Genomic DNA, 20,364 nt, shown 5'->3' with positions numbered 1-20,364 from the left:
CGGCGACACGCCATGTCCGCGTGTTGCTTTGTAGGACGCACCGCGCGCCACGGTCTGTCGGCACACACGACACGACGCACGCGCTCCCTCACGGGAGTGACAGAACCCGAGAAGGGAGGGGGCTATATGGGGATCGTTTCCCGTTTCGAACGCCGTCTCCAGGGTGCTGTCGGCGATGTCTTCGCCCGTGCTTTCGGTGGGAGCGTCGTACCCCAGGAGGTCGAGGCCGCGCTGCAGCGCGAGGCCGCCGACCATGTCCAGGATCTCGGCGGGGGCCATCTACTGGCTCCCAACAGCTATGTCATCACCGTCAACGAGTCCGATCTACGGAATCTCGTCCAGGGTGAGGGGCAGCCGGATCGCGATCTCGCCGCGCAGGATTACGAGCTCACCAAGCGTGCTTTCGCCAAACATCTGCAAGACCACATCCGCGAGCAAGGGTGGCAGACCTACGGCGAAGTGCACGTGGAGTTCGAGGCATCCCCTACGCTGCACACCGGACAGTTCAGGACGCGCGGCCGGGTGGATCCGGACGCGGGTGGGCGGGCAGGCCCGTCACCGGGACCTGAACGCCCACAACGACCCAACCCGCAACCAGGAGCTGGCCCCATGACGCAGAACTCAGGCTACGACCCAAGCCGTGAGCCCGCGGAGTCCGATCCGCGGAGTCGCGGGTACGCGCCCCCGCCTGCGGGCCGTCAAGGTCAGCAGGGTTACGGCGAGTACGGCCGCGGTGGCCAGCAAGGCTACGAGCAGGGCGGCTACGGCCAGTCCGAGCAGGGCTACGGCGAGTACCAGAACGGCTACGACTACCAGCAGCCGCAGCAGGGTGGCGCGTACAGCCAGCAGGGCGGCTACGCCGAGCAGGGCTACGGCCAGCAGCAGCCGGGCTACGGCGCGGCCGAGCAGGCGTACGGCCAGCAGCAGGGCTATGCCGACCAGGCGTACGGCCAGCAGCAGCCCGGCTACGAGCAGCAGGGCTACGCCGATCAGGCGTACGGACAGCAGCAGGGCTATGCCGACCAGGCGTACGGCCAGCAGCAGCCGGGCTACGGCCAGCAGGGCTATGCCGACCAGGCGTACGGCCAGCAGCAGGGGTACGCCGAACAGGGGTACGGACAGCAGCAGGGCTACGGCCAGCAGGGCTACGACCAGTACCCCGAGCAGGCCGGCTACGGCGACGATCAGGGGTACGGCCAGCAGCAGGCCTACGGCCAGCAGGGCGGTGGCTACGGCGCGGCCGCGCCGGCGGCCCGGGCCGGTTCGAGCTACTCGGCGACGCTGCAGCTGGATGACGGCTCCGGCCGGACCTACCAGTTGCGCGAGGGCAGCAACATCATCGGTCGTGGGCAGGACGCGCACTTCCGTTTGCCCGATACCGGAGTTTCGCGGCGGCACATCGAAGTTCGCTGGGATGGCCAGACCGCGATGCTCTCGGACCTCGGTTCGACCAATGGCACGCTGGTCAACGGGTCGCCCGTCCAGGACTGGCAGCTGGCCGACGGGGATGTGATCCGCGCCGGACATTCCGAGATCCTGATCCGGATCGTCTGATCCCGTAAGCTCGCGATGCAGGTCACGATATGGCTAGGAATTCCTCGGTCGTATCGTGATCGCAACCGGTCTACGGCCCTATGATGCTGCCAATACTCGCGGCGGACTCTGGCCGCGCTGACCAGCAACACACCGGTTGGGGGTCACGGAGTTCCACCTCCGTAACTGCCCCGTACCTACGACACGGTCGAACAGGAGGTGGAGCACCGTGCAGGGACTGATCCTGCAATTGACCCGTGCGGGGTTCCTGCTGCTGCTGTGGCTGTTCGTGTGGGCGGTGCTCCGGACGTTGCGCAGCGATATCTACGCGGCTTCCGGCCTTCGGGTCGCGCCTCGGGCCGCAGGCGGTTCCGCGGTGCTCCCATCTTTTCGCCGGGGCCAGAAGGGCGCCAAATATCTCGTGGTGACTCAGGGTTCTCTCGCCGGCACCCGCATCTCGCTCGGCACACAGCCGGTGCTGATCGGGCGGGCCGACGACTCCACACTGGTTCTCACCGACGACTATGCCTCCACCCGCCATGCGCGAATTTCTCCGCGCGGTGAGGATTGGTACGTCGAGGATCTCGGTTCCACCAATGGGACCTACCTCGACCGGTCGAAGGTCACCACTCCGGTCCGAGTTCCGCTCGGATCCCCAGTCCGTGTCGGCAAGACAGTGATCGAGCTGCGATCGTGACACTTGTTCTCCGCTACGCAGCGCGTAGCGACCGTGGTCTCGTCCGAGCCAATAACGAGGACTCCGTTTACGCAGGTGCGCGCTTGCTCGCGCTCGCGGACGGCATGGGCGGCCACGCCGCCGGTGAGGTCGCCTCACAATTGATGATCGCCGCGCTGGCGCATCTCGACGATGACGAGCCCGGTGACGATCTGCTCGGCAAGCTGAATCGTGCCGTGCACGAAGGCAATGCGTCGATCGCCGACCAGGTCGAGGAGGAGCCGGAACTCGACGGCATGGGCACCACGCTCACCGCCATCCTGTTCGCCGGGCGAAAACTCGGCCTCGCGCACATCGGCGACTCCCGCGCCTACATGCTCAGAGGCGGTGAGCTGGCCCAGATCACCCGTGACGACACCTTCGTGCAGTCGCTGGTGGACGAGGGGCGGATCACGCCGGAGCAGGCCCATACGCATCCGCAGCGCTCGCTCATCATGCGGGCGCTGACCGGCAACGAGATCGACCCCACCCTGGTGGTGCGGGAGGCTCGCGCCGGGGATCGCTATCTGTTGTGCTCCGACGGTCTTTCGGATGTGGTGTCCGACGAGACCATCGCGAACACGCTGCGCGAAGGCACCACCGACGAGTCGGCCGACCGGCTCATCGAATTGGCCTTGCGCAGTGGCGGTCCCGACAACGTGACCGTGGTGGTCGCCGACGTCATCGATCTGGATTACGGCCAGAGCCACCCCATCGTGGCGGGTGCGGCCTCCGGTGAGGACGACGACACCCCGCCGCCGAACACCGCCGCGGGCCGGGCCGCCGCCATGCGCCCGCCGCGGGCCACCCCGCGCCGCGCGGTCGCGCAGCCCGAGCCCGAACCCCCGAAGAAGAGCCACAAGCTGCGCTGGCTGGCGCTGTCGCTGGCGCTGCTGGTGGCGGTGGGCGCGGGTCTCACCGTGGGCTACAACATGATTCGCAGCAACTACTACGTCGGCGTGGACGGCGAGAAGGTGGTCGTGCTGCGGGGTCTGCCCGGTTCGGTGCTGGGCTACTCGATCCGCGATGTGGATCAGGTCGGATGTGTCACGCGCACCGGTGAATTGACGCTGTCGGGCCCCGGGGACAAGTTCCCGTCCGGTTGTGTCCAGCTGACTCGCAGTGATCTGCGTGCCAGCGGCCGCGATTCGGTCGACAAGGGGCTGCCGCCGGGTTCGCGCGACGACGCCGTCAAGCAGATCCGCAATCTGGTGCAGTCCGAACTGCTGCCGCCGTGCGAGAAGGCGCAGCCGCAGCAGCCGGTCACCACGCCCACGCCGACCCCGCCCGCCGATCCGAACCAGCCGGGCACCGCGGTCACCACGACTCCGGCCGCGCCGACCACTCCGGCCGCGCCCGGCGGGTTGACCGGCGGTGAACGCACCGGCGAGAACCACACGCTGGAACCGCACCAGCCGACCACTCCTGTCACCACCACCACGGCACCGCAGACTCCGGGGCAGAACTGCAGGATGGCGGACTGATGTCCGCACCGGCACCGCCGTCCACTGGGGCCTTCCCCAGTCCACCCGGCGGATTCGCTCCTGCGCCGCCACCCGCCACCCGGCGCAATGTGGAGTTGCTGCTGCTGGGGTTGGCGGCGTTGATCACCACGGTGTCGCTGGTGTTGGTGGAGGCGAGTCAGGAGCAGGCGATCACCTGGGAGATCGCCAAACTCGGTGCCGCGTATATGGCTTTGTTCGGTGTCGCGCATCTGGCGGTGCGGCGGTTCGCGGCCTTCGCGGACCCCCTCCTACTACCGATCGCGGCACTGCTGAACGGGTTGGGCCTGGTGATCATTCACCGCATCGACCTAGCGCAGGCCCAGGATGCCGCCTTCGCCTCCCTGCCCATCCCCTCCCCCGACGCCAACCAGCAGGTGCTGTGGACGGGGTTGGGGATGGTGGTTTTCATGGGGTTGTTGATCGTGCTGCGTGACTATCGCAGCCTGGCCCGCTACGCCTACACGCTCGGCCTGATCGGTGTGATCGCGCTGGCGCTGCCCGCGCTGCTGCCGGACCGGTACTCGATGGTGAACGGCGCGAAGATCTGGATTCGCCTGCCCGGCTTCAGTGTTCAGCCCGGCGAGTTCGCCAAGATCGCGCTGATCGTGTTCTTCGCCGGCGTGCTGGTGTCCAAGCGCGACCTGTTCACCGGCGCGGGCAAGCACGTGTTCGGCATGGAACTGCCGCGCCTGCGGGACATGGGTCCGGTGCTGCTGGTGTGGGCGGTGTCGGTGGGCGTGCTGGTGGTGGAGAAGGACCTCGGCACCTCGCTGCTGATCTTCTGCACCGTGCTGTGCATGCTCTACATCGCGACCGAGCGGGTGGGCTGGGTGGCGGTCGGCACGGTGCTGCTGATCATCGGATTCGTGTTCGCCTACAACGTCTTCGGGCATGTCCGGGTGCGGGTCGAGACCTGGCTGCACCCGTTCGCGGACTACTCCAACACCGGCTATCAGATCTCGCAGTCGCTGTTCGGGCTGGCCACCGGCGGACTGGCCGGGACCGGACTCGGTTCCGGGCGGCCCTCGCAGGTGCCGTTCGCCAAGACCGACTTCATCATCTCCGCCATCGGGGAGGAGCTCGGCCTGATCGGGCTGACCGCCATCCTGATGTTGTTCTGCGTGTTCACCATTCGCGGTATCCGTACCGCACTCGCCATTCGTGACAGTTTCGGCAAGCTGCTGGCCGCGGGACTGGCCTTCACGATCGCCATCCAGGTGTTCGTGGTGGTCGGCGGTGTCACCAAGCTGATTCCGCTGACCGGGCTCACCACGCCGTACATGTCCTACGGCGGTTCCTCGTTGCTGGCCAACTACATTCTGCTGGGGCTGCTCATCAAGATTTCCGACGCCGCCCGGCGACCGGCTCCCGCACGCAAGCGGGTCGAGCCGATCGTGGACGCGTCGACGCAATTGCTGCGCAAGGTGGAGACGGATACAGCCCGGGTGAACATGAAGGTGGAGGGGGGTGCCGCGTGAATACGCCTCTGCGCCGGGTCGCGCTGGCGGTCATGCTGATGATCGTCGCGCTGCTGGCCAATGCCACCTACGTACAGGTGTTCAAGGCCGACAGTCTGCGCAACGATCCGCGCAATGTGCGCGTCCTGCTGGACGAGTACTCGCGGCAGCGCGGCCAGATCTCCGCGTCCGGCACCGTGCTCGCCAGTTCGGTGGCCACCGACGACCGCTACAAGTACCTGCGCACCTATCCGACCGATCCGCTGGCCTACGCGCCCGCCACCGGCTACTACTCGATGCAGTACGGCAGCAACGGGCTCGAGCACGCCGAGGACTCGGTGCTCAACGGCTCGGACAACGCCCTGTTCGGGCGGCGGCTGATCGACATGATCTCGGGCCGCGATCCGCGCGGCGGCAATGTGGTGACCACCCTCAATCCGGTCATGCAGAAGGTCGCCTACGACCAGCTGACCGCCAAGAACCTGACCGGATCGGTGGTGGCCATCGAGCCCAGCACCGGCCGCATCCTGACCATGGTGTCCACGCCGTCCTACGACCCGAACCTGCTGGCCGGGCACGACGGCGCGGCCACCCAGAAGACGTGGGAGCAGTTGCAACAGGATCCACGCCAGCCCATGCTGAATCGCGCTGTCTCGCAGACGTATCCGCCGGGCTCCACCTTCAAGGTGATCGTGACCGCGGCCGCGCTGTCCAACGGCATCGCCAAGCCGGACGACCAGTTCACCGCCGCGCCGCGCATCACGCTGCCCGACACCACCACCACGCTGGAGAACTACAACGGCAGCCACTGCGGCCCGGGCGATGCTCAAACCGCTTCTCTCACCGATGCTTTCAAGTACTCGTGTAACACCGCGTTCGCGGAGCTCGGTATGAAGGTGGGGGCCGCCAAGCTCAAGGACGAGGCCAACGCCTTCGGTATCGGGACGCAGCATCCGAACATTCCGATCCCGTGGGCGGACAGCACCGTCGGCACCATTCCCGACAGTGCGGCCATGGCCCAGTCCAGCATCGGGCAGCGCGACGTGGCGCTCACCCCGCTCGACAACGCGGTCGTGGCGGCCACCATCGCCAATGGCGGCGTGCGGATGAAGCCGTATCTGGTGGACCAGTTGCAGGCCCCCGACCTGAGCACGCTCGAGACCACCAAACCGACCTCGGTGGGCCAGGCGGTCACCCCGCAGGTGGCCACCCAGATCACCAACCTGATGCTGGAATCGGAGAAGAACACGCAGGGCGGGACCCAGCCGCGCTCGTACCAGATCGCGTCCAAGACCGGTACGGCCGAGCACGGCGACGATCCGCGCAATACGCCGCCGCACGCCTGGTACATCGCCTTCGCGCCCGCGCAGAACCCGAAGATCGCGATCGCGGTGATCGTGGAGAACGGTGGCGACCGGGCGCTGGCCGCGACCGGTGGATCCGTGGCCGCGCCCATCGCGCGAGCGGTGCTGGACGCCGGGCTCGGGGGCTGATCGACATGAAAGTGCAAGGTAGACAGGGTCTCGAATGCTGAACAACGGTGCGATGATCGCGGACCGGTACCGGCTGCAGCGGCTGATCGCCACCGGCGGCATGGGCCAGGTCTGGGAAGCGTTGGACACCCGGCTGGACCGCCGGGTGGCGGTGAAGGTGCTCAAGGCGGAATTCTCCACCGATCCGACCTTCCGGCAGCGCTTCCGTACCGAGGCGCGGACCACGGCGCAGCTCAACCATCCCGGCATCGCGAGCATCTACGACTACGGCGAGACGCAGGACCCGTCCGGCGGCGAGATCGCCTATCTGGTCATGGAATACGTGCAGGGTGAACCGCTCAACGCGGTGCTCTCCCGGCTCAACCGGCTCTCGGTGGCGCAGGGTCTCGACATGCTCGAGCAGACCGGCCGCGCGCTGCAGGTCGCGCACCTGGCGGGCGTGGTGCACCGGGATGTGAAGCCGGGCAACATTCTCGTGACGCCGACCGGTCAGGTGAAGATCACCGACTTCGGCATCGCCAAGGCCGTGGACGCCTCCCCGGTCACCAAGACCGGCATGGTGATGGGCACCGCCCAGTACATCGCGCCCGAGCAGGCCACCGGCGAGGACGCCACCGCGGCCTCGGATGTCTACTCGCTGGGAGTGGTCGGCTACGAAGCCCTCGCGGGTACCCGGCCGTTCACCGGTGACGGCGCGCTGACCGTCGCCATGAAGCATGTGCGGGAGGCCCCGCCGCCGCTGCCCGCCGATCTGCCGCCGAACGTGCGGGAGCTCATCGAGATCACCATGGCCAAGGATCCGACCCAGCGCTACACCGACGGCGGCGAATTCGCCGACGCGGTGGCGGCGGTGCGTTCGGGTCGCAGACCCACGCCGCCCGGCGGCATCCCGGTCTCGCAGTCCATGACCGGAGCGACCCGGGTGCTGCCGCCCGGGCCGACCATGATCATTCCGGGCGCCCGGGCCGATCAGGCCACCACGCGGTACCAGACCCCGTCGCAGCAGATGCGGCAGGCGCCCGAGCCCGCGGCGGCCTCGACCACCGTGCTGTCGGGTCCTCGCACCCCGATCGGGCCGATGACCTTCACCGGTCCCGCCGCCAACCCGGAGGACGAACGCTTCACCCCTCGGCAGAAGGCGATGGCCGGGCTCGTCATCGGTGTGCTGATCCTGATCGTGGGCGTCGGAGTCGCGGTGGCCAGCAGCCGCTCCCACGACTCCACGCCGCCCGCGCGCACCAGCGCCGTGGTCGCCCCGACAGCCCCACCGGTGACCACCACCACGGTGCCGCCGACCACGACCACCAGGGAACGACCCGTGCCACCGCCGCCGGTGACGACCTACGATCCGCCCCCGACCACCACCCCCGAGCCGACGACGACACCGCCGCCGACCACGACCGCGCCGACCACCACGACGCAACGGCCGACCACCACCTCGCCGCGGCCGACCACCACGAGCCGCTGGCCGTGGCAGCAGCCGGGCGACTTACCATCAGTTCCAGTGGTTCCCGGTGTGAGCCCCGGCGGTGTGAGCCCGGGTAGTGATCGCAGTCCGTTGTACGTCCAGGACCCCTATTCATCCACAGTCCCGCAGCAAGGATTGCCATGACGACCCCGAAGAACCTCTCCTCCCGCTATGAGCTGGGTGAGATCATCGGGTTCGGTGGCATGTCCGAGGTGCACAAGGCCCGGGATCTGCGGCTGGGCCGGGATGTGGCGATCAAGGTGCTACGCGCCGACCTCGCTCGCGATCCCACGTTCTACCTGCGGTTCAAGCGGGAAGCGCAGAACGCGGCCGCGCTGAACCATCCGGCCATCGTGGCGGTGTACGACACCGGTGAGGCCGAGATCGACGGCGGCCCGCTGCCCTACATCGTCATGGAGTACGTGGACGGCGACACCCTGCGCGACCTGGTGCGCGGCAAGGGTCCGTTTCCGCCGCGCCGCGCCATGGAAGTCATCGCGGATGTGTGTGCGGCGCTGGATTTCTCGCATCGCAACGGCATCGTGCACCGCGATATGAAGCCCGCCAACATCATGATCAACCGGGCCGGCGCGGTGAAGGTGATGGACTTCGGCATCGCCCGCGCCATCGCCGACAGCTCCAATCCGATGACCCAGACCGCCGCCGTCATCGGCACCGCCCAGTACCTCTCCCCCGAGCAGGCCCGCGGCGAGCAGGTGGACGCGCGCTCGGATGTGTACTCGGTGGGCTGTGTGCTCTACGAGATCCTCACCGGCGAACCGCCTTTCACCGGCGACTCCCCGGTCGCAGTCGCCTACCAGCATGTTCGGGAGGATCCGCGGCTGCCGTCGCAGGTCTATCAGGGCGTGCCGCGCGAACTCGACTCGGTCATCCTCAAGGCGATGAGCAAGAACCCGGCCAACCGGTATCAGACCGCAGCCGAGATGCGCGCCGACCTGATCCGGGTGCTGGGCGGGCAGAAGCCCACCGCGCCCTTGATCATGACCGACGAGGACCGCCTCGACGACGAACTGCCGCCGCCGCGCAGCTACCGCACCGTCGAACGCCGTGACGACACCACCGAACAGGAGATCGTCGGGGCCGATCCGCGGCGCCGCACCGCCCTGATCGCCGTGCTCGCGGTGGTGGCGGTCGCCGCGGTGGCCGGGCTGCTGTTCATGTTGATCGGCCCGGGCGCCCGACCGGATCAGGTCGCGGTGCCGGATGTGGCCAACCAGGCCTATCAGGTGGCGCAGCAGAATCTGCAGAAGGCCGGATTCAACGTCTCCATCCAGCAGAAGAACGATCCCAAGGTCGCACAGGGCAATGTCATCTCCACCCAGCCGCTGGGTGGTTCGCGCGTCGACAAGGGCAGCACCGTCACCGTGCAGGTGTCCACCGGCCCGCAGCAGGTGCCGGTGCCGAAGCTGGCCGGACTCAGCCAGCAGCAGGCCGAACAGCAGCTGAATTCGGTAGGGCTGCGGCTGAATCCGGACGTGAAGAAGCAGACGTCCAGTGTCGACGACAAGGACAAGGTCGTCGCGCAGAGTCCCGACGCGGGTCAGAAGTCGGACTCCGACGGGCAGGTCACCATCACCCTCGGGTCGGGCCCGGACAAGGTCCGGGTACCGGATGTGGTCGGCCAGTCCATCGATGTCGCGCAGTCGACGCTGTCCGATACCGCCGGGTTCCAGGTGACCGTCCAGGAAGTGCCGAACAACCAGCCCAAGGGCACGGTCATCGCCACCAATCCGGCCGCGGGCACCAATGCCGACAAGGGCTCGAGCATCACGGTCCAGGTGTCCAGCGGTGAGCAGCTGACCATGCCCGACCTGCGCGGCATGACCCCGGCGCAGGCCGTGGACGTGTTGCGGCAGAAGGGCTGGAACGGTCAGGTCAGTCAGAACACCATGAGCACCCTGAACGCGGGTGAGGTCGGGCGCATCCTGGCACAGCAGCCGACCGCGGGCTCCGCGCTGAGCAAGACGCAGACGGTCACCATCACGACCGGCATCCTGTCCCTCGGCCCGAACTGATCGGATCCGAAACCGAAAACAGGGGTTCGCGGCAGCTGCCGCGGACCCCTGTTTCATGTGAAACCTTGGCAGCCGGGTGAAACCTAAAGGCGCAGATGCCGGTTCATCGACATGGCCTCGTCGGCCAGATCGGCCAGTTCGACCACCTCGACGCCGTGCTCGCGCAGCTTCTCCACACCCACACAGTTGTCCACGAAGGTGCCGGGCTCGCGCCAGGCGATGACCACCCGCCGGATACCGGCCGCCAGAATACGATCCGTGCACGGCGCGCGGTCCTTGCTCGCGCGCTGCGAGCACGGTTCCAGGGTGCTGTAGAGGGTGGCGCGCCGCAGCCGCGGGTCATCGGCCGCCAGCTTGTTCAGCGCCGACTCCTCGGCGTGCACCTTGTCGTCGGTCTCCCGCGACCAGCCGTGCTCGATCTCCACGCCGTCCGCGCCCACGATGACCGCACCCACCGCGAAGGCGGTATCGCTGTGCGGGCACAGCCGCGCCAACCCGATGGCATGCCGCATCCAGCCGCGATCGCCACGCGACTCATCCGACATCGGAATCCTCCTTCGGCAGGTAGCGCAGCAGCGCGATATCGCCGATCCGCCCCACATCGGCCAGCTGCATGCGGTGCTGAGGGCCGCCGGGGAAGGCGGCGGGCCCGAGAAAGCGCGGCGCGGCCGCGTCACCGACCACCACCGGCGCGACGGCCATCCAGATCTCATCGGCCAGCCCGGCCGACAGGAACGCGGTATGAATCGAACCACCGCCCTCCACCATCAGCCGCTCCAGACCACGTTTACCCAGGTCGTCCAGCAGTGCCTCGAAATCGATTGCCGCACCCAGGGATACGACCACGGCCTGCCCGGCCAACCGGTCGCCGAGACGCTGGGCCCCGGAATCGGTGGTGTAGACCAGCCTTTCGCCGCCGGTGTGCCAGAACCGCAGCGCCGGATCGAGATCGCCGCTCGCGGTGACGATCACACGCACCGGGTATTCCGGCTTACCCGCCGCCACCCGGTGCAGCCGCCGATCCACACTGTTGACCAGCAGTCGCGGATTGTCGCGACGCAGCGTTTCGGCCCCGATGAGGATCGCGTCCGACTCGGCGCGCAGGGAGTCGACCCGGTCGAAATCGGCCGCATTCGACAGCAGCAGCCGATCCCGGCTCGCGTCGTCGATGTACCCGTCGATGCTGACGGCCACCGACAGCAGGACGTGCGGCCTCATGCCACCGGCCCTTTCATGACGCGAGAGCCGCGACCTCCGCCTCCAAGGTCTGCACCAGTCCCTCCGCCGGCCGCTCGCCGCACACGCCCAGCCAGTTGGCGAGCATGCGGTGCCCACCCTGGGTGAGCACGGATTCGGGATGGAACTGCACACCGTGGATGGGCAGATCGCGATGCCGCAGAGCCATGACGATGCCGGATTCGGTGCGGCCCAGCACCTCCAGCTCCGGCGGCATGGTCTCCTCGAGAACGGTCAGCGAGTGGTAGCGGGTGGCGATGAACGGATCCGGCAGGCCGGCGAGCACGCCCGCGCCGATGTGGAAGACCTCGCTGGTCTTGCCGTGCAACAACTCCGGGGCCCGGGTCACGGTCGCGCCGAACGCCTCACCGATGGCCTGATGCCCGAGGCAGACGCCCAGCAGCGGGGTGGCATGCTTGGCGGCGGCGTGCACCAGCGGAATGCTCGCGCCCGCGCGGTCCGGGCTACCGGGTCCGGGGCTGATCAGCACGCCGTCGTAGTCCTGCACCACCGCATCGACATCCGCGAGCCGCTCATCGTCGTTGCGCCAGACTTCGGCATCCACACCCAGCTGTCCGAGATACTGAACCAGGTTGAACACGAAGCTGTCGTAGTTGTCGACGACCAGTACACGCATGATTCGAGAGTAGTGGGCGAGCCCGGTCGCGTCGCATGCAATACCGCCGAACCGTGTCGCCACAATCGCGCCAACCCTCCCCGACGACACTTTCCCCAGGGTTCCCGGGATAATGTCTACGCAGACAGCACGCCGAAAACGAGGACGTCATGCCGAAGTCGAAGGTCCGGAAGAAGACCGATTACACGATCAACCCGGCCAGCCGCACGCCCGTGCGGGTGAAGTCGGCTGGTCCGTCGCCGATCTGGTACGTCGGCATCATGCTGGGCTTCATGCTCGCGGGGCTGGCCTGGCTGCTCGTCTACTACCTGGCCAATGAGCACATCGGGTGGATGAGCGACCTGGGCGCGTGGAACTTCCTGATCGGATTCGGCCTCATGGTCGTCGGGCTGATCATGACCATGCGCTGGCGCTAGCCGCATGCCGGCGTGTGCCTTACATCATTGTTATTCATACACACCTGTGGATGAGCCTGTGGACAACCCGAGGAGGGAGTGGGGACAGTGACCTCGTCCGATCCCTCCTCCCGCCTGGCGTGGTCCACCCCCATGGGCGCGCTCGTGGTGTGCGGCATCGGCGGCGTGGTGCTGGCCGGAGCCGCCTTTCTGGCCACCGACGGTCCCGGCCGCCTGCTCATCGGGCTGGCCGCGGCGGGACTGTTGTTCCTGACCGTCATGGGCCTGCGGCAGCGACCGCGGATCGCGGTCGAACCCGGTGATCCGGTGCATGTCGTGGTGCGCGGCATGGCCGGGGCGCAGCGCTACGCACCCGAGCAGGTGCTGCGCGTCCGCGTGGTGAACTACCGGCGACTGGGTCGCCGGATGCCCATGCTGGAAATGGATGTGGATCACCACGGGGACGAGAAACTGCTGATCTTCGGCCGCTGGGATCTGGGCGCGCACCCCGAGGACGTCCTCGAGGTGCTGCGAATTCATCTGGCGCGCTAGCCCGTCAGGGTCGGTGCGGCCAGCACCGTCACCAGTACCGCGACCACGGCCACCGCCGCGACCGAAGCCCAGCCGACATTGAGCGCGGTCCGGGTGTCGCGAATCCCCAGCCAGCGCGGCAGATACAGAATTCCTCCGGCGGCCACCGTGCCCGCCAGCAGTCCGCCGAGGTGTGCCCAGATCGAGATGCCGGGCACCGAGAACGTGATGACCAGGTTGATCCCCAGCAGGACCGCGATCTGGGTGAGGTTCTGCCGGGTGCGCAGCATGATCACGCCGACCGCGCCGAAGATGCCGAAGATCGCGCCCGACGCGCCCGCCGAAGCCGTGAGCGGATCCGAGAGCGCGGTCACCGCCGCCGAACCGCCGAGCAGCGCTGCCAGGTAGACGGCCACGAAACGGCCACGCCCCAGGGCGATCTCGCAGTAGGGGCCGAGGACGTAGAGCGCGAACATATTGGTCAGCAGGTGAATCGGGCCGTAATGCAGGAAACCGGAGCCGATGACGCGCACCCACTCGCCGTCCTGACCGACTGCCGCGGGCACCAGCATCCAGTCGTAGAACAACCGCGAACGGTTGTTGTCCATCAGGCTGTGGGCCTGGAAGGCCGTGATCGCGAAGACGATCACGTTGATCGCGATCAGCGCGTAGGTGACATACGGCTTGGGGATCTGTGACACCGGCGTCCCGGCCGCGTTGCGGACCGGTCGAACGTCATTGCGCCCCTGCTGGACACATTCCACGCAGTGCTGACCGACCGCGGCGGCGGTGAGGCACTCGGGGCAGGCCGGACGCCCGCACCGGGTGCAGGCCAGACCGGTGGGCCGGTCGGGGTGGCGGTAGCAGGCCGGGGCGGGCGGCTGGGGTTGCATGTGAGTTCTCTTCGGCTCTGGCCGGATTCAGGAGAGGGTGATGCTGTTGATCACGATCTCGTCCTTGGGCCGGTCGTTGCGGTCGGTGGCGGTGGCGGCGATGGTGTCGACCACCTTGCGGGAGTCCGGGTCGAGCACCTCGCCGAAGATGGTGTGCTTGCGGTTGAGGTGCGTGGTCGGACCGACGGTGATGAAGAACTGGGAGCCGTTGGTGCCCGGTCCGGCATTGGCCATGGCCAGCAGGTAGCCGCGGTCGAAGCGCAGCTCCGGGTGGAACTCGTCCTTGAATTCGTAGCCGGGGCCGCCGCGTCCGGTGCCGGTCGGGTCGCCGCCCTGCAGCATGAACCCCTCGATCACCCGGTGGAAGATCGCACCGTCGTAGAACGGGCCGGAGTCGGTGCCCGACGCGTTCTTGGTGGTGTAGGGCGCGGAGCCGTCGGCCAGGCCGATGAAATTGCGGACCGTGGCGGGGGCGTGGTTACCGAAGAGCGAGATCTTGATGTCGCCGAGGTTGGTGTGCAGCGTGGCGACGGCGGTCTGGTTCGGTGAGGTCACGCCCGCCAGCCTAGGCGCAGGGCCGAATGTCCCCGGGAATCGGCACACGCGCGGCCGGGAAATATGGCCGAAGATGTGATTCCCTGCCCGAATTCGGGCACAGAAGTGGCGGAAATGGTCGCGGCATGGCAAGTTCGGTCGAGTGAATGACGGGGTTCCGGCCGATCTGGTCCGCCATGTGGCGGCCTCCACCGGCCTGCCGCCCGCCGTCGCGGCCCGCGTGGTCGCCGACGTCGTCGGATACTTCGACGAGACCGCCGAACAGTTCGTGCGCCGCAGACACGCCGAACTGCAGGGCCGCCAGCTCCGCAATGCCGAGATCTGGCAGCGCCTGGCCGACGAGCTCGCGCAGCGCCCGGTGGCCGCCCCCGACTTCACCGAACGACAACTGCGTCGCCTCGTCTACGGGTAGGAGTCCGTCCCGCAATGTGTGGAATCGTCGGTTACATCGGGCATCGTGAGTCCGTCCCGGTCCTGCTGGAGGGCCTGCACCGGCTCGAATACCGGGGCTACGACTCCGCGGGCCTGGCCGTGCCGCACCGGGGCCGCCTGCGCGTCACCAAGACCCAGGGCCGGGTCCAGGACCTGCGCGACAAGGTGGACGGCGAGGGCACCCGGCTCAAGGGCAATGTCGGCATCGCCCACACCCGCTGGGCCACGCACGGGGAACCCTCCGACGCCAACGCGCACCCGCACCTGGACGGCTCGGGCCGGATCGCCGTGGTGCATAACGGAATCGTCGAGAACGCGGAAGAACTACGCGCCGGCCTGACCGCCGAGGGCGTGGAATTCCTCTCCGACACCGACACCGAGGCCATCGCGCACCTGGTCGCCGCCGCGCTCGACAGCACCGACACCCTGGAAGACGCCGTGCGCACCGCGCTGCGCCGGGTGCAGGGCACTTTCGGTCTGCTGGTGCTCGACGCCCGCCGCCCCGACGAGCTGGTGGTGGCCCGCAACGGCTCCCCCATCGTGCTCGGCGTCGGCGACGGCGAGATGTTCGTGGCCTCCGACGTGGCCGCCCTGGTGCACCACACCCAGCGCGTGGTGTTCCTCGACGACGGCGAGCTCGCCACCGTGCGCGCCGGCGAATTCCGCACCAGCACACTGGGTCTCGAGGCGCGCCGCACCGACAAGATCCCCACCACCATCGATATGGCGGCCGAGGACTACGCGCTGGGCGGGTACCCCGACTTCATGCGCAAAGAAATGGCCGAACAGCCCGACGCGGTGCGCCGGGCACTCCGCGGCCGCCTCGACGAACGATTCGCCACCGCCGTACTGGGCGGACTCAATATGGACGCGCGCGAACTGCGCGGCATCAGCAAGGTCGTGTTCCTGGGCTGCGGCTCGGCCTATTACGCGGGCCAGCTGGGCGCGCAGCTGATCGAGGAACTGGCCCGGATTCCGGCCACCGCCGAACCCGCCTCGGAGTTCCGCTACCGCAACCCGGTGGTGGACCCGGACGCCCTCTACATCGCCATCAGCCAGTCCGGCGAGACCCTGGATACCCTTGCGGCCGTTCAGGAATTGCAGCGCAAGGGTGGTCGGGTCATCGGCGCGGTGAACGTGGTCGGCAGCGCCATCGCCCGGGAGTGCGGTGCGGGCGTGTTCCTGCACGCGGGTCCCGAGGTGTCGGTGGCCTCCACCAAGGCGCTCACCAATATGACCGTCTCCTTCGCCATGCTGGCGTTGTTGCTGGGCCGGGTGCGGGATCTGTCCGCGGCGGGTGGCGAGCGCATCGTGAACGGACTGCGCGCACTGCCCGACGCCATCGACGCGGTGCTCGCCGCCGAGGCCGACATCGCCGATATCGCCACCCGATATGCCAAGGCGCGCAGCATGTTCTTCATCGGCCGCGTCCGCGCCTGGCCGGTGGCCCGCGAGGGTGCGCAGAAGCTCAAGGAGATCTCCTACATCCACGCCGAGGCGTATCAGGGCTCCGAGCTCAAGCACGGCCCGCTGGCGCTGATCGATCCGGATATGCCGAGCATCGTGCTGGTGCCGGACGACGAGCTGCTGGCCAAGAACATCACCACCATCGAGCAGATCAAGGCGCGCGGCGGTCCGGTCATCGCGGTCACCAACGCCGAGCTGCCGGACAGCCTGGCGGACGCGGTGATTCGTGTCCCGGCAGTGTGCGCGGAACTGGACCCGATCGTCCTCACGATCCCGCTCCAATTGCTCGCCTATCACACCGCGATGGCGCTGGGCCGGGACATCGACAAGCCCCGCAACCTCGCCAAGAGTGTCACCGTGGAGTGATCGGGTGTGGGGGCTAGGCCCCCACACCCCCTTACCCCCGGCCCGTGCACGAATTCCATTGCTGTGCCAGCATGGTCGGATGGAGCTGGGGAGCGTTCGTAACAAGGTCATTGTGGCCGCCCTTTTCGCGATTGCGGGCGGCGTCATCGCATTCTTCGTGAGCAAGCGCCCGCAGCCGCAGGCACCGGCCGCGGAGCCGCCGCGCCTGGGCTATTCGCGCAACGGCTCCGCACCGACACCGGATCTGTCGGTCACCCACTGATTCGGTCAGCGGCTGACGGACCGCTTGTACTGCTTCAGTGCGAGCGGCACGAAGATCGCGAGGATCACGACGATCCACAGGAAGGTCGTCGCGACCGGATGCTGCATGGGAAACACGTCCTGGGCCGGGCCCATCGGACTGGTGTTGCCGAACAGGTCACGGGTCGCCTGCGTGACCGCCGACACCGGATTCCATTCCGCCACAACGCGTAGCACCGTGGGCAAATTCTGTGACGGCACGAAGGTGTTGGCGATGAACGTCAGCGGGAAGATCACCATGAAGTTCGCGTTGTTGTAGACCTCGGGCGCGCGCACCAGCAGGCCGATCACGGCCAGGATCCACGACACCGCGTACGCGAACAACAGCAGCAGGACATAGGCGAGCACGGCGTCGAAGAACGAGCCGCGAATCCGCCAGCCCACCACCAGCCCGGTCAGCGACATCACCACCAGACTCACCACATTCATCACCATGTCGGCCACGGTGCGCCCGATCAGCACCGCGGACGGGGCCATGGGTAGTGAGCGGAAGCGGTCGATGATGCCCTTCTGCATGTCCTCGGCCAGGCTCAGCCCGGTGTAGGTGGCGCCGAACACCACGGTCTGGGCGAAGATGCCCGCGATCAGGAATTCGCGATAGGACGTGCCCTGCAAGGTGATCGCCGAACCGAAGACGTAGGCGAACAACAGCACGAACATGATCGGCGACAGCGTGGAGAACACCAGCACGTCCGGCACGCGCCGAATCTTGATCACATTACGTTTGGTGATGGTGATGCTGTCGGTGACCACCATGGCGAGTCGCTGTGTGAGCGAGGGCCTTTCGGCCACCGCGAGTCCGGCGCTCATCGGGCCCCACCCCCGACCTTCTCGTCGGAATCCCGATTGCCGTTGATCAGATCCTCGGCCTCGTGCCCGGTGAGGGTGAGGAACACGTCATCCAGCGAAGGTTTGCGCAGACCGACGTCGTGGATCTTCACCTCGTGCTTGCCCAGCAGTCCGATGGCGTCGACCAGCGCCTGTGAGCCGTCCACGACCGGCACGATGATGCGGCGCATGCCGGGTTCCAGCCGAATCTCCCCGTGCGCCAACCCTTCCAGCGCCTGCCGCGCGAGGGGGAGGTTGTCGGCATGATCGACCACCAGCTCGATGCGATCGCCGCCCACCATGGCCTTGAGTTCGTCCGAGGTGCCCTCGGCGATGACATGACCGTGATCGATGACGGCGATGGAATCGGCCAGCCGATCGGCCTCCTCCAGGTACTGGGTGGTCAGCAGCAGCGTGGTGCCGCCCGCCACCAATTCCTCGATCACATCCCAGAGGTCCAGGCGCGCACGAGGATCCAGCCCCGTGGTGGGTTCGTCCAGGAACAGCACCGGAGGATTGGCGACGAGTGCGCCCGCCAGGTCGAGGCGGCGGCGCATACCGCCGGAGTAGCCCTTGACCGGCCGGTCGGCGGCGTCGGAGAGGCGGAAGCGGTCCAGCAGCTCCCGGGCGCGGTCCTTACTGCGCTGCACGCCCATGTGATAGAGCCGTCCCACCATCTCGAGATTCTCGAAACCGGTGAGGTATTCGTCGACCGCCGCGTACTGGCCCGAGGTGCCGATGCGGGAGCGCAGCAGCTGCGGATCCTTCAGCACGTCCACGCCGGCCACGGTGGCGCGCCCGGCGTCCGGGACCAGCAGCGTGGTGAGTACCCGCACGGCGGTGGTCTTGCCCGCGCCGTTGGGACCGAGCAGGGCGGTCACGGTGCCTTCGGGGACGGAAAGGTCCAGGCCGTCGAGTGCGACCAATTGGCCGTACTTCTTGACCAGACCCTCGGCGACTATGGCGTCGGGCATTGATTCTCCTGACTACACGCTGGCTTTGAACTGCACAGATGAGGTCGAACAGGACCAAACGCTCTCGGCCAGTATGGCGCGGCGTAAAAGTGGCCGCATCCCATTAGTGGTCCGGCGGTGCTCGGGGTTGCCGGGATGGGATGCGGCCGATTCGATGATCCGCCCGGCCACCGGCGTCGATCGCGAGTAGTGCGCTACTCGAATCGAATTCGACGAAGGACGCAATTCGGTCACGATGGCATCGTGCCACTCGGGTATGACACTTTTTCCTCGAAAAAATCTTGGAACGCCGTGCCCCGATAGCTACACAATCCCCATTCGTCGCGTAGGATCGTTCCCGTCGGCCCCTCCCCCCCGGGCCGACCTAACGCGGGCCTCGGCTAACTCCCCCCCTTCGCCGAGGCCCGCTCCTATGTCCGGGGTAGGTCGGGCCGGAGCCCGGATCAGGCCTAGACCAATGGGCGAATCACATTGCGGCGCAGCACATGACCGTGCAATCGATTGATGCCCTTCACCTTCACGGTCGCCAGGTGCCGCAGCGTGAATTGCGGGTCGTCGTAGAGCGCCTCGGCCACCCCGTCGTCGACCAGGACGGTGCCCGGACGGGCCACACCGGTGAGGCGCGCGGCGGTGTTCACCACCGAGCCGTAGAGGTCGCCGAAACGTTGCAGGACCTCGCCGTAGGCCAAGCCGACCCGCAATTCCTGGGTGACACCGTGCGAGGCGATGGCCGCCTCCTGCACCGCGAGCGCGATCCGCGCGCCGTCGGCCGCGGACGCGGCGGCGAACATGACTTCGTCGCCGACATTCTTGATCACCCACCCGCCGTGGGCCACGATCGCGTTGCTGGTCGCCGTCTCGAATGCCTCCAGCAGCGCCGACAGCTCATCGGGTTCCAGGTGCCGGGTCAGGCGGGTGTACCCGACCATGTCCGCGAAACCGACGGTCAGCTCCCGCAGCGTGTCCCCCGCCTCCGCACCGTCCAGGGACCGGGCCAGCGCGGCGTCCAGGTGCCGTCGGAAGGCGTAGCGCTGCAACGTTTCGAACTCGGTGACCACCTCGTCGGTGGCGATGCGGGTCGCCTCGCGGGGATCGGTATCCGGATCGTCGCCGGTGATGGTGGCGATCCGATCCAGGATCTCCTCGACCACCAGATCCACCTGCCACTCGGCCAGCCGCGCCATAGACCGGCCGAGCGTGCGCGCCGCGGTGGTCTGGCGGTGCAGGTCGGCGCTGGCGAGCACATGCAGTTTGGCGAAGGTCTTGGCGGCCTCGATATCGGATTCGCTGTACTCGACAGCGTTGTCGTCCGGGTCGGCCGGGAAGCCGAGCGCCACCCACAGCCGCCGCGTCATGGAGTTGGGCAGACCGGTCAATTCCGACACCTGGCGGCGATCGTATTTCCGTTCCCCGCCGAGCAGGTACGGCTCCACCACGGACTGCACCAGCTCGTTGAACTCAGCGGACGACATCCCTCGACCTTACGACGTGAATCGGGCCGGAAACCGCCGCTTGTTCCGTGTCACAGTCCCGAACTTTCTGG

20 protein-coding genes are annotated in these 20,364 nt (G+C 67.6%); 12 read left to right on the top strand and 8 right to left on the bottom strand.

The features are described 5' to 3' along the window. The first annotated feature begins 126 nt into the window (after nucleotides 1–126). From ACFXHA_RS21265 to pknB, 7 genes are all read left to right on the top strand, one after another. The gene (locus ACFXHA_RS21265; protein ID WP_379359220.1) at nucleotides 127–1,554 is read left to right on the top strand and encodes an FhaA domain-containing protein; all 1,428 of its coding nucleotides are present in this window, start codon (nucleotides 127–129) and stop codon (nucleotides 1,552–1,554) included. 208 nt (nucleotides 1,555–1,762) lie between these two features. Then, complete coding sequence (locus ACFXHA_RS21260) at nucleotides 1,763–2,230, top strand: FHA domain-containing protein (RefSeq protein ID WP_379359218.1); 468 nt, start codon at nucleotides 1,763–1,765, stop codon at nucleotides 2,228–2,230. Beyond that, nucleotides 2,227–3,732, top strand: a complete 1,506-nt coding sequence (locus ACFXHA_RS21255; RefSeq protein WP_379359216.1) for a protein phosphatase 2C domain-containing protein — start codon at nucleotides 2,227–2,229, stop codon at nucleotides 3,730–3,732. Before ACFXHA_RS21260 ends, ACFXHA_RS21255 begins: the two co-directional genes overlap by 4 nt. Then, on the top strand, nucleotides 3,732–5,231 hold the full coding sequence (locus tag ACFXHA_RS21250; RefSeq protein ID WP_379359214.1) for an FtsW/RodA/SpoVE family cell cycle protein: 1,500 nt from the start codon (nucleotides 3,732–3,734) through the stop codon (nucleotides 5,229–5,231). Before ACFXHA_RS21255 ends, ACFXHA_RS21250 begins: the two co-directional genes overlap by 1 nt. Then, nucleotides 5,228–6,703 (top strand): peptidoglycan D,D-transpeptidase FtsI family protein, encoded by a 1,476-nt coding sequence (locus ACFXHA_RS21245; protein ID WP_379359212.1) that lies wholly within the window; start codon nucleotides 5,228–5,230, stop codon nucleotides 6,701–6,703. The genes ACFXHA_RS21250 and ACFXHA_RS21245 overlap by 4 nt, the downstream gene beginning before the upstream one ends. 34 nt (nucleotides 6,704–6,737) lie before the next feature. Beyond that, the gene (locus ACFXHA_RS21240) at nucleotides 6,738–8,315 is read left to right on the top strand and encodes a protein kinase (RefSeq protein ID WP_379359210.1); all 1,578 of its coding nucleotides are present in this window, start codon (nucleotides 6,738–6,740) and stop codon (nucleotides 8,313–8,315) included. Next, nucleotides 8,312–10,207, top strand: a complete 1,896-nt coding sequence (gene pknB, locus ACFXHA_RS21235; protein WP_379359208.1) for a Stk1 family PASTA domain-containing Ser/Thr kinase — start codon at nucleotides 8,312–8,314, stop codon at nucleotides 10,205–10,207. Before ACFXHA_RS21240 ends, pknB begins: the two co-directional genes overlap by 4 nt. A gap of 83 nt (nucleotides 10,208–10,290) precedes the next feature. On the opposite strand, the gene ACFXHA_RS21230 is transcribed toward pknB, so the two are convergent. Genes ACFXHA_RS21230 through ACFXHA_RS21220 form a run of 3 tightly spaced genes read right to left on the bottom strand, consistent with a single transcriptional unit; the run spans nucleotide 10,291 to nucleotide 12,080 of the window. Further along, a complete protein-coding gene (locus tag ACFXHA_RS21230) occupies nucleotides 10,291–10,752 on the bottom strand; it encodes a deaminase (protein ID WP_379359206.1) in 462 nt (153 codons plus the stop codon). Beyond that, a complete protein-coding gene (locus ACFXHA_RS21225) occupies nucleotides 10,742–11,425 on the bottom strand; it encodes a RibD family protein (RefSeq protein WP_379359204.1) in 684 nt (227 codons plus the stop codon). Before ACFXHA_RS21225 ends, ACFXHA_RS21230 begins: the two co-directional genes overlap by 11 nt. A 13-nt stretch (nucleotides 11,426–11,438) precedes the next feature. Then, nucleotides 11,439–12,080, bottom strand: a complete 642-nt coding sequence (locus ACFXHA_RS21220; protein ID WP_379359202.1) for an aminodeoxychorismate/anthranilate synthase component II — start codon at nucleotides 12,078–12,080, stop codon at nucleotides 11,439–11,441. A gap of 149 nt (nucleotides 12,081–12,229) precedes the next feature. On the opposite strand from ACFXHA_RS21220, the gene crgA reads away from it, so the two are divergent. Beyond that, a complete protein-coding gene (gene crgA / locus ACFXHA_RS21215; protein WP_379359200.1) occupies nucleotides 12,230–12,496 on the top strand; it encodes a cell division protein CrgA in 267 nt (88 codons plus the stop codon). A gap of 87 nt (nucleotides 12,497–12,583) precedes the next feature. Further along, nucleotides 12,584–13,027 (top strand): PH domain-containing protein, encoded by a 444-nt coding sequence (locus tag ACFXHA_RS21210; RefSeq protein ID WP_379359198.1) that lies wholly within the window; start codon nucleotides 12,584–12,586, stop codon nucleotides 13,025–13,027. Here ACFXHA_RS21210 and ACFXHA_RS21205 read toward each other — a convergent pair. Both ACFXHA_RS21205 and ACFXHA_RS21200 read right to left on the bottom strand, forming a co-directional pair. After that, complete coding sequence (locus ACFXHA_RS21205; protein ID WP_379359196.1) at nucleotides 13,024–13,899, bottom strand: rhomboid family intramembrane serine protease; 876 nt, start codon at nucleotides 13,897–13,899, stop codon at nucleotides 13,024–13,026. The genes ACFXHA_RS21210 and ACFXHA_RS21205 overlap by 4 nt on opposite strands. A gap of 27 nt (nucleotides 13,900–13,926) precedes the next feature. Next, entirely contained in the window at nucleotides 13,927–14,463 is a 537-nt protein-coding gene (locus ACFXHA_RS21200) for a peptidylprolyl isomerase (protein ID WP_379359632.1), read from the bottom strand. Between the two features lie 133 nt (nucleotides 14,464–14,596). On the opposite strand from ACFXHA_RS21200, the gene ACFXHA_RS21195 reads away from it, so the two are divergent. From ACFXHA_RS21195 to ACFXHA_RS21185, 3 genes are all read left to right on the top strand, one after another. Then, entirely contained in the window at nucleotides 14,597–14,866 is a 270-nt protein-coding gene (locus tag ACFXHA_RS21195) for a hypothetical protein (protein WP_379359194.1), read from the top strand. A gap of 14 nt (nucleotides 14,867–14,880) precedes the next feature. Further along, nucleotides 14,881–16,719 (top strand): glutamine--fructose-6-phosphate transaminase (isomerizing), encoded by a 1,839-nt coding sequence (gene glmS, locus ACFXHA_RS21190; protein ID WP_379359192.1) that lies wholly within the window; start codon nucleotides 14,881–14,883, stop codon nucleotides 16,717–16,719. A gap of 79 nt (nucleotides 16,720–16,798) precedes the next feature. After that, nucleotides 16,799–16,981 carry a hypothetical protein gene (locus tag ACFXHA_RS21185; protein WP_379359190.1) on the top strand — a complete coding sequence of 61 codons (183 nt, stop codon included), beginning with the start codon at nucleotides 16,799–16,801 and terminating at the stop codon, nucleotides 16,979–16,981. A gap of 5 nt (nucleotides 16,982–16,986) precedes the next feature. Here the strand turns inward: ACFXHA_RS21185 and ACFXHA_RS21180 are convergent, their stop codons facing one another. The 3 genes from ACFXHA_RS21180 to ACFXHA_RS21170 all read right to left on the bottom strand — a co-directional run bounded on the left by ACFXHA_RS21180 (nucleotide 16,987) and on the right by ACFXHA_RS21170 (nucleotide 20,293). After that, the gene (locus ACFXHA_RS21180; RefSeq protein ID WP_379359188.1) at nucleotides 16,987–17,829 is read right to left on the bottom strand and encodes an ABC transporter permease; all 843 of its coding nucleotides are present in this window, start codon (nucleotides 17,827–17,829) and stop codon (nucleotides 16,987–16,989) included. Beyond that, nucleotides 17,826–18,821: an ATP-binding cassette domain-containing protein gene (locus ACFXHA_RS21175; protein ID WP_379359186.1), complete on the bottom strand. Its 996-nt coding sequence runs from the start codon at nucleotides 18,819–18,821 to the stop codon at nucleotides 17,826–17,828. Before ACFXHA_RS21175 ends, ACFXHA_RS21180 begins: the two co-directional genes overlap by 4 nt. A gap of 449 nt (nucleotides 18,822–19,270) precedes the next feature. After that, on the bottom strand, nucleotides 19,271–20,293 hold the full coding sequence (locus ACFXHA_RS21170) for an adenylate/guanylate cyclase domain-containing protein (protein WP_379359184.1): 1,023 nt from the start codon (nucleotides 20,291–20,293) through the stop codon (nucleotides 19,271–19,273). Between the last annotated feature and the right edge of the window lie 71 nt (nucleotides 20,294–20,364).

The organism is Nocardia sp. NPDC059240, from assembly GCF_042753865.1.
Lineage (GTDB): Bacteria > Actinomycetota > Actinomycetes > Mycobacteriales > Mycobacteriaceae > Nocardia.
The sequence above is the reverse complement of the archived record's forward strand: the minus strand, read 5'-3'. Positions and strand labels throughout refer to the sequence as shown.

Bases quoted from the DNA above. Each gene is read 5' to 3' on its own strand.
- ACFXHA_RS21225 (WP_379359204.1), bottom strand. From the start codon at position 11,425: ATGAGGCCGCACGTCCTGCTGTCGGTGGCCGTCAGCATCGACGGGTAC.
- ACFXHA_RS21185 (WP_379359190.1), top strand. From the start codon at position 16,799: ATGGAGCTGGGGAGCGTTCGTAACAAGGTCATTGTGGCCGCCCTTTTC.
- pknB (WP_379359208.1), top strand. From the start codon at position 8,312: ATGACGACCCCGAAGAACCTCTCCTCCCGCTATGAGCTGGGTGAGATC.
- ACFXHA_RS21230 (WP_379359206.1), bottom strand. From the start codon at position 10,752: ATGTCGGATGAGTCGCGTGGCGATCGCGGCTGGATGCGGCATGCCATC.
- ACFXHA_RS21170 (WP_379359184.1), bottom strand. From the start codon at position 20,293: ATGTCGTCCGCTGAGTTCAACGAGCTGGTGCAGTCCGTGGTGGAGCCG.
- ACFXHA_RS21265 (WP_379359220.1), top strand. From the start codon at position 127: ATGGGGATCGTTTCCCGTTTCGAACGCCGTCTCCAGGGTGCTGTCGGC.
- ACFXHA_RS21250 (WP_379359214.1), top strand. From the start codon at position 3,732: ATGTCCGCACCGGCACCGCCGTCCACTGGGGCCTTCCCCAGTCCACCC.
- ACFXHA_RS21220 (WP_379359202.1), bottom strand. From the start codon at position 12,080: ATGCGTGTACTGGTCGTCGACAACTACGACAGCTTCGTGTTCAACCTG.
- ACFXHA_RS21205 (WP_379359196.1), bottom strand. From the start codon at position 13,899: ATGCAACCCCAGCCGCCCGCCCCGGCCTGCTACCGCCACCCCGACCGG.
- glmS (WP_379359192.1), top strand. From the start codon at position 14,881: ATGTGTGGAATCGTCGGTTACATCGGGCATCGTGAGTCCGTCCCGGTC.
- ACFXHA_RS21175 (WP_379359186.1), bottom strand. From the start codon at position 18,821: ATGCCCGACGCCATAGTCGCCGAGGGTCTGGTCAAGAAGTACGGCCAA.
- ACFXHA_RS21180 (WP_379359188.1), bottom strand. From the start codon at position 17,829: ATGAGCGCCGGACTCGCGGTGGCCGAAAGGCCCTCGCTCACACAGCGA.
- ACFXHA_RS21240 (WP_379359210.1), top strand. From the start codon at position 6,738: ATGCTGAACAACGGTGCGATGATCGCGGACCGGTACCGGCTGCAGCGG.
- crgA (WP_379359200.1), top strand. From the start codon at position 12,230: ATGCCGAAGTCGAAGGTCCGGAAGAAGACCGATTACACGATCAACCCG.